The organism is Pseudomonas fuscovaginae SE-1, assembly GCF_000364705.1.
Lineage (GTDB): Bacteria > Pseudomonadota > Gammaproteobacteria > Pseudomonadales > Pseudomonadaceae > Aquipseudomonas > Aquipseudomonas fuscovaginae_A.
Map to the genome: position 1 here is coordinate 1 of NZ_AQOH01000233.1, position 9,107 is coordinate 9,107.

Sequence of the window (9,107 nt, forward strand, 5' to 3'; positions counted from 1 at the left end):
CGCGACCCTGCACCTGCCGCCAGAGGATATCGGACACCAGGAAATCGACCGGCTGCTGGCCTGGTGGCAGGCGCAGCCACTGGACGTGTGCTTCCTCGCGACGCCGATCGCCGAGCATGTCTTCGCCCAGCGGCTCGAACACCCGACCCTGCGTACGCTGCTGATCGGTGGCGATCGCCTGCGCCAGTTCAGCCAGGCGCAACGCTTCGCGGTGGTCAACAACTACGGTCCGACCGAGGCCACGGTGGTGGCGACTTCCGGGGTGATGGAGGCCGGGCAGGTGCTGCATATCGGCAAGCCGATCGCCAACGCCCGGGTCTACCTGCTCGATGAGCGACAGCAACCGGTACCGATTGGCGTGGCCGGCGAGTTGTACATCGGTGGTGTCGGCGTGGCCCGGGGTTATCTCAATCGTCCGGACCTGACCGCCGAACGCTTCATCAAGGATCCGTTCAGCGCCGATCCGCAGGCGCTTCTCTACCGCACCGGCGACCAGGCGCGCTGGCTGGCCGATGGCAATCTCGACTACCTCGGGCGCAACGATGACCAACTGAAGATCCGTGGTGTGCGGATCGAGCCGGGCGAGATCGAGGCGGCGCTGAACAGCCATGAGGTCATCGGCGAATCCGTGGTGCTGGTCCGCGAAGGCCGCCTGGTGGCCTGGTTCACCGCCATTGAAACGCTCGCGATCGAAGCCCTGAACATCTACCTGCAGGGGCGCCTGCCGGACTACATGATCCCTTCGGCCTATGTGCAGCTCGACGCGCTGCCGCTGACCGCCAATGGCAAGCTCGACCGCCGGGCGTTGCCGGCTCCGGACCAGCAGGCGCTGCTGAGCCGGACGTTCGAGGCCCCGCAAGGGGAAGTGGAAACCGCCCTGGCACGGATCTGGGCCGAGGTGCTCAAGGTCGAGCGGGTCGGGCGCCACGATCACTTCTTTGAATTGGGCGGCCACTCGCTGTCGGCGGTGATCCTGATCGAACGCATGCGCCAAGTGGGCCTGAGCACCGACGTGCGGGTGCTGTTCAGCCAGCCGACCCTGGCGGCGCTGGCCGCGGCCATCGGCAGCGGCCGCGAAGTCGAGGTGCCGGAAAACCGCATTCCCGCCGCTTGCCCGTACATCACCCCGGACCTGCTGCCACTGATCGAGCTGGACCAGGCGAGCATCGACCGTATTGTCGCCACGGTGCCCGGTGGCGCGGCCAACGTGCAGGACATCTACCCGCTGGCACCGTTGCAGGAAGGCATTCTCTATCACCACATGAGCGCCGAGCAGGGCGATCCCTACCTGTTGCAGGCGCAGTTGGCCTTTGACGACCTGGAGCGCCTGCAGGCCTTCGCCGCCGCTCTGCAGCAGGTGGTTCGGCGCCACGATATCCTGCGTACCAGTGTGCTCTGGGAAGGTCTGGAACGGCCGGTGCAGGTGGTCTGGCGCGAGGCCGAACTGCCGGTCTGGGAGGAGCGTTTCGACGCGACCGGTGGCGAGGTGCTCGAGCAACTGCTGCAGCGTTTCGATGCCCGAGCCTACCGCCTGGATATCCGCCAGGCGCCGCTGATGCAACTGGCCTATGCGCAGGACCCGGCGCAGCGGCGGATCGTCGCCGTGCTGATGTTCCACCACCTGGCCATGGACCATACCGCGCTGGCGGTGGTGGTGCAGGAAATCCGCAGTCTGCTGCTGGGGCGGGGTGAGTCACTGGGGGCGGCGGTGCCGTACCGCAACTACGTGGCCCAGGCTCTGCTGGGGGCGAGCGAGCAGGAGCACGAAGCCTTCTTCCGCGAGATGCTCGGCGACATCGACGAGCCGACCCTGCCGTTCGGCCTGCAGGATGTGCAGGGCGACGGGCGCGCGATCGAGTCGGCCCTGCTGCCGCTCGACGCTGAATTGAACCGCCGGCTGCGCGAGCAGGCCCGCCTGCTCGGGGTCAGTGCGGCGAGCCTGATGCACCTGGCCTGGGCCCGGGTGCTGGCGGCCACTTCCGGCAAGGACAGCGTGGTGTTCGGCACCGTGCTGATGGGCCGCATGCAGGGTGGCGAGGGCGCCGATCGCGCCCTGGGCATGTTCATCAACACCCTGCCGCTGCGGGTCGACATCGATGCCGTGTCGGTCCGGGACGGGGTCAAGGCGACCCATGCCCGGCTGACCGCCTTGCTCGCCCACGAGCACGCCTCCCTGGCCCTGGCCCAGCGTTGCAGCGCGGTGGATGCCTCGCTGCCGCTGTTCAGCGCGCTGCTCAACTACCGCCACAGTGCCGCCGATGAGCGCCCGGCAGCGGGCCAGGGACTCTGGGACGGCATTCATTCCCTCGGTGGCGAGGAGCGCAGCAACTATCCGTTGACCCTGAGTGTCGATGACATCGGCAGCGGCTTCGAATTACGCGTGCTGGCGGCGCTGTCCGTCGGCGCGCAGCGGATGGCGGCCTACATGTGCACGGCGCTGGAGCAACTGGTGCAGGCGCTGGAGCAAACACCGGAACAGGCCCTGGGCCGCTTGCCGATCCTGCCGGCGGCGGAGCGGCAGCAGGTCCTGTTCGACTTCAATGCCAGCCAACGCGACTACCCGAGCGAGCAGACCCTGCACCGGCTGTTCGAGATTCGTGCGGCGGCCCATCCGCAGGCACCGGCGGTGGTCCATGGCGGGCAGGTACTCGGCTATGGCGAACTCAATCGCCGTGCCAACCGCCTGGCCCATCATCTGCTGGGGCTCGGCGTACAACCGGGCGAGCATCTGGCGATCCTGCTGGAGCGCTCGGTGGACCTGCTGGTCAGCCAACTGGCGATCAGCAAATGCGCCGCGGCCTACGTGCCGCTGGATATCAACGCACCGCTCGAGCGCCAGCGCTTCATGCTCGAAGACAGCCAGGCGTCCTGGCTGCTGACCAGCGGCGCCCAGCCGGACGAGCACGGCGTGCGGCGTATCGAACTGGACCGGCTGGCTGCCGAGGAGCTGGCTACGGATGATCCGGATCTGCCGCAGTCGGCCGACGCGCTGGCCTACATCATGTACACCTCCGGCTCCACCGGTACCCCCAAGGGCGTGCTGGTGCCACACCGGGCGGTAGCGCGACTGGTGCTGAACAACGGCTATGCCGAATTCAACGGGCGGGACCGGGTGGCCTTCGCTTCCAACCCGGCGTTCGATGCCAGTACCCTGGAAGTCTGGGCGCCGCTGCTCAATGGCGGCTGCGTGGTGGTGGTCGAGCAGGATGTGCTGCTGTCGCGCGAAGCGCTGGCGCAGTTGCTGCGCGAGCAGCAGGTCAGCGTGCTGTGGATGACCGCCGGCCTGTTCCACCAGCATGCCGATGGCCTGATGGAGAGCTTCCGCGCCCTGCGCTACCTGATCGTCGGTGGCGACGTGCTCGATCCGGCGGTGATCGAACGGGTGCTGCGTGACGGCGCGCCACAACACCTGCTCAATGGCTACGGTCCGACCGAGGCGACCACGTTCTCCACCACCTATGAAATCACCGCGGTCGAGGGCGGCAGCATCCCGATCGGCCGACCCATCGGCAACAGCCGTGCCTACGTGCTCGATGCCCGCCGGCAGCCGGTGCCGGTGGGCGCGGTGGGGGAGCTGTACGTGGCCGGTGCGGGGGTGGCCAGGGGCTACCTGAACCAGCCGCAACTGACCGCCGAAAAGTTCGCTACCGACCCCTTTGTCGGCGGTTCGATGTACCGCACCGGCGACCTGGTTCGCTGGCGTGCCGATGGCAACCTGGAGTACCTGGGTCGCAACGACAATCAGGTGAAGATTCGCGGCTTCCGCATCGAGCTGGGCGAGATCGAGACCCGCCTGGGACGCCATCCGCAGGTTCGCGACGTGGCCGTGCTGGTGCGCGAGGTGGCCCCCGGGGACAAGCGCCTGGTGGCCTGGTTCAGCGCCGAGGCGGCTGAAACACCTGCTGCCGAAGCGCTGCGCGATTACCTGCAGGGGCAGTTGCCGGACTACATGGTGCCCTCGGCCTATGTGCAACTCGAGGCGCTGCCGCTGACCGCCAATGGCAAGCTCGACCGCAAGGCGCTGCCGGCGCCGGACCAGACGGCCTTGCTCAGCCGTGGCTACGAGGCGCCGCAGGGGGCGGTGGAAACCACCCTGGCGCAGATCTGGGCCGAGCTGCTGCAGGTCGGCCAGGTGGGTCGCCACGATCACTTCTTCGAACTGGGCGGGCACTCGCTGCTGGCGGTCACGCTGATCGAGCGCATGCGCCAGGCGGGCCTGAGTGCCGACGTGCGTGCGCTGTTCAGCCATCCGACCCCGGCCGGCCTCGCCACGGCGATTGGCCGTGGCCGCGAACTGCAGGTGCCGGAAAACCGTATTGCCGCCGATTGCCAGCGCATCACGCCAGAGCTGCTGCCGCTGGTCGAGCTGGACCAGGCGGCCATCGACCGGGTCGTGGCCAGCGTGCCGGGCGGTGCCGCCAATGTGCAGGACATCTACCCGCTGACGCCGTTGCAGGAAGGCATCCTCTATCACCATCTCAGCGCCGGGCAGGGCGACCCCTACGTGTTGCAGTCGCGGCTGGCGTTCGATAGCCCGGAACGCCTGCAGGCCTTTGTCGCGGCCTTGCAGCAGGTGATCGACCGTCACGACATCCTGCGTACCGGTTTCCTCTGGCAGGGCCTGGAGCAGCCGGTGCAGGTGGTCTGGCGCCGGGCCGAACTGGCGGTCCAGGAACTGTCGCTGGAGCCGGCCGACGGTGATGTACTGGAACAGTTGCAGCGTCGTTTCGATTCGCGCCACTACCGCCTGGACCTGGGCCGGGCACCGCTGATCCGCCTGGTACATGCCCATGATGCGCGGCACCGGCGCACCGTCGCGGCGCTGCTGTTCCACCATCTGGTGCTGGACCACACGGCACTCAAGGTGGTGCTCCAGGAGATGCGCGCCGGCCTGTTGGGCGAGGCGGCGGCATTGGCTGAGCCGGTGCCTTATCGCAATCATGTGGCCCAGGCGCGCCTGGGTGTCAGCGAGGTGGAACACGAGGCGTTCTTCCGCGAGATGCTCGGTGGCATCGACGAACCGACGCTGCCCTTCGGCCTGCAGGATGTGCAGAACGATGGTCGTGATATCGAGGAGGTCGCCCGGCCGTTGCCGGATGCGCTGAGCCAGCGCCTGCGCGCTCGGGCCCGGGCGCTCGGGGTCACGGCGGCGAGCCTGTTCCACCTGGCCTGGGGGCAGGTGCTGGCGGCCACCTCCGGTCGCGAGCAGGTGGTGTTCGGCACGGTACTGCTGGGCCGTATGCAGGGCGGGCAGGGCGCCGACCGGGCGCTGGGGATGTTCATCAACACCCTGCCATTGCGCGTGGATATCGACACCACGCCGGCCAGGGCCGCGGTCATGGCCACCCACGCCCGGCTCACCGGGCTGATGGGGCACGAGCACGCCTCGCTGGCCCTGGCCCAGCGCTGCAGTGCCGTGGCGGCGGGCGCGCCGTTGTTCAGTGCGATGCTCAACTACCGCCAGAGCCGCGACGAGGAGCAGGCCGCCTGGCCGGGGATCGAGACCCTGGCCAGCGATGGCCGGACCAACTATCCGCTGAGCCTGAGTGTCAACGACCTGGGCGAAGGCTTCCGGTTGATCGCCCTGACCTTGGCCTCGGTCGGCGCGCAACGCATCTGCGAGCTGATGGAGACGGCCCTGGCGTCGTTGGTCGAGGCCCTGGAGCAGGAGCCCGGCCGGGCGGTGAACGGCCTGCCGGTGCTGCCGGCCGGGGAGCGCGAGCGGTTGTTGTCCGGGCTCAATGCCAGCGCGGTCGACAACGACCTCGGACAGTCGATCCATGGGCTGTTCGAGGCCCGGGTCGAACTGGCGCCTGAGGCCGTGGCCCTGGTGGCGGACGGTCAGTCACTGAGTTATCGGGAACTGAACCGGCGCGCCAATCGCCTGGCCCACTACCTGCGCGAGCAGGGAGTGGGGCCGGATGAACGGGCGGCGATCTGCGTCGAGCGCGGCGTGGAGATGCTGGTCGGGTTGCTGGCGATTCTCAAGGCCGGTGGTGCCTATGTGCCGCTGGATCCGGGGTATCCGCGGGAGCGGATCGCCTACATGCTCGAGGACAGCGCGCCGCGGGTGGTGCTGGCGCAGGACGCCACCCTCGCGCGCCTGGGCAGCGTTGCGGTGCCGCTGATCAACCTCGACCAGGATGCCTGGGCCGATCGCGCCGAGGTCAACCTGGCGCCGGTGCCGGCTTCGGACCTGGCCTATGTGATCTACACCTCCGGTTCCACCGGTACCCCGAAGGGGGTGGCGGTGGAGCATCGTGGCCTGTGCAACCTGGTGCGGTGGAGTTCCCGTCTGTATGGCCAGGGCGCGCAGGGTGCGCTGCTGCACAAGACCCCCTTCAGCTTCGACGCCTCGGTGTGGGAGCTGTTCTGGCCGCTCAGTGCCGGCATGCGCCTGGTACTGGCACGTCCCGAAGGACATCGCGACCCGGCCTACCTGGCGCAGTTGGTGCGTGAGCAGCAGGTCAGCGTGATCCAGTTCGTTCCGGCGATGCTGCAGCAGTTCCTGGACGTCGAGGCGGCCGGCCAGTGCCGCGGCCTGACCGACGTGTTCTGTGGCGGCGGCGAGCTGACTTCGGCGCTGGCCCAGGCGGTGCGTGCCCGCCTGCCCTGGGTGCGGCTGCACAACGTCTATGGGCCGACCGAGGCCACGGTGGACAGTAGCGTGTGGACCCTGGAACCGGACGCAGCGGTCCCGGATTCGCAACTGCCGATCGGCCGACCGATCGACAACACCCGCCTGTATGTCCTGGATGCCCGGGACCAGCCGGTAGCACTGGGGGTCAGTGGCCAGTTGCATATCGGTGGTGTCGGCGTGGCCCGTGGCTACATCGGACTGGCCGAACTGAGTGCCGAGCGCTTCATCGACAGCCCGTTCGTGGCTGGCGATCGCCTGTACCGCACCGGCGACCTGGTGCGCTACCGCCTCGATGGCAATCTCGAATTCCTCGGCCGCAACGACGACCAGGTCAAGCTGCGCGGCCTGCGTATCGAACTGGGCGAGGTGCAGGCGCGTCTGGCCGAGCATCCGGCGTTGACGGCGGCGGTGGCGATGGTCCGCGAGGACCTGCCGGGCGATCCGCGCCTGGTCGCCTACTACACGGCGAGCGAGCCGCAGGGCGTCGACGAACTGCGCGCCCACCTGCTCGGCTACCTGCCGGAATACATGCTGCCGACGCTGTTCGTGCACCTTGAGGCGATGCCGTTGAGCCCCAACGGCAAGCCGGATCGCAAGGCACTGCCGGCACCGGACCCGTCGGCGCTGTCCAGCCGTGAGTACGCGGCTCCGGTGGGCGAGGTCGAGATCCGTCTGGCGCAGATCTGGGCCGACCTGCTCAAGGTTGAGCGGGTGGGCCGCCACGATCATTTCTTCGAACTGGGCGGCCATTCGCTGCTGGCGGTGACGCTGATCGAGCGCATGCGCCAGGCCGGCCTGAGTGCCGACATTCGCGTGCTGTTCAGCCAGCCGAGCCTGACGGCGCTGGCGGCGGCGGTGGGCAGCGGGCGGGCGGTGAGCGTGCCGGAAAACCGCATTCCGGCCGGGTGCCGGCAGATCACCCCGGACCTGCTGCCATTGATCGACCTGGACCAGGCGGGCATCGACCGCATTGTCGCCAGCGTGCCGGGTGGCGTGGCCAACGTGCAGGACATCTACCCGCTGGCGCCGCTGCAGGAAGGTATTCTCTATCACCACCTGAGTGCCGGGCAGGGCGATCCGTACCTGCTGCAATCGCAGCTGACCTTCGACCACCCGCAGCGCCTGCAGGCGTTTGCCGCGGCCTTGCAACAGGTCATCGATCGCCACGACATCCTGCGTACCGGCATCCTCTGGGAGGGCCTGGAGCAACCGGTGCAGGTGGTCTGGCGCAAAGCCGCTCTGGTGGTCGAGGAGGTGGCTCTGGAACCGGCGGCCGGCGATGCGCTGGAGCAGTTGCAGGCGCGTTTCGACGCCCGCCACTATCGCCTGGACCTGAACCAGGCGCCGCTGATCCGCCTGGTGCATGCCTACGACGCGGTGCACCAGCGCACGGTGGCGGTACTGCTGTTCCATCACCTGGTGCTGGACCATACCGCCCTGGAGGTGGTCAGCGAGGAAATGCGCGCCGGTCTGTTGGGGCTGGCCGAACCGCTGGGCATGGCGGTGCCTTATCGCAACTATGTGGCCCAGGCGCGCCTGGGTGTCAGCGAAGAGGAACACGAAGCCTTCTTCCGCGAGCAACTGGGTGATATCGATGAGCCGACCCTGCCATTCGGCCTGCTGGATGTGCAGGGCGATGGCCGTGCCATCGAGGAGACCAGCCGGCTGCTGCCGGCCGAGCTGAACCTGCGCCTGCGCGCCCAGGCCCGCCTGCTGGGGGTGAGTGCCGCGAGCCTGTTTCACCTGGCCTGGGCTCGGGTGCTGACGGCCACCAGCGGCCGCTCGTCGGTGGTGTTCGGGACCGTGCTGCTCGGTCGCATGCAGGGCGGCGCCGGCAGTGATCGTGCTCTGGGCATGTTCATCAACACCCTGCCGCTGCGGGTCGACATCGATGCCGTGTCGGTCCGGGACGGGGTCAAGGCGACTCATGACCGGCTCACCGCGCTGCTCGGCCACGAGCATGCCTCGCTGGCCCTGGCCCAGCGTTGCAGTGGGGTGGCGGCGCCGTTGCCGCTGTTCAGCGCGATGCTCAACTATCGCCACGGCACTGCTGGCGAGCCGGACGCCGAAACCCGTCGGGCCTGGCAGGGCATCGAGGTGCTGACCAGCGAGGAGCGCACCAACTACCCGCTGAGCCTGAACGTCGACGACCTGGGCAATGCCTTCCGCCTGGTCGCCCAGGTTGCCGAAGTGGGGGCGCAGCGGGTTTGCGACTACATGCAGGTGGCGCTGGAGGCGTTGGTGCAGGCCCTGGAATTCGAGCCGCAACTGGCCCTGGAGCGCCTGCCGGTGCTGGGCGTGGCCGAGCGCGAGCAGTTGCTCGACGGGTTCAATGCCACCGCGGTCGACTACCACCTCGACCAGACCCTGCACGGGTTGTTCGAGGCCCAGACGCTACGAGCGCCGCAGGCGCAAGCCGTGGCGGCGGGCGAACAGCGGCTGAGCCATGACCAGTTGAACCGCCGCG

Annotated in this window: 1 protein-coding gene; it reads left to right on the forward strand. The window is 68.5% G+C overall.

What is annotated here, in order from left to right:
* On the forward strand, window positions 1–9,107 hold a 9,107-nt coding region (locus K675_RS31090), incomplete at both ends, for a non-ribosomal peptide synthetase (protein ID WP_017905257.1).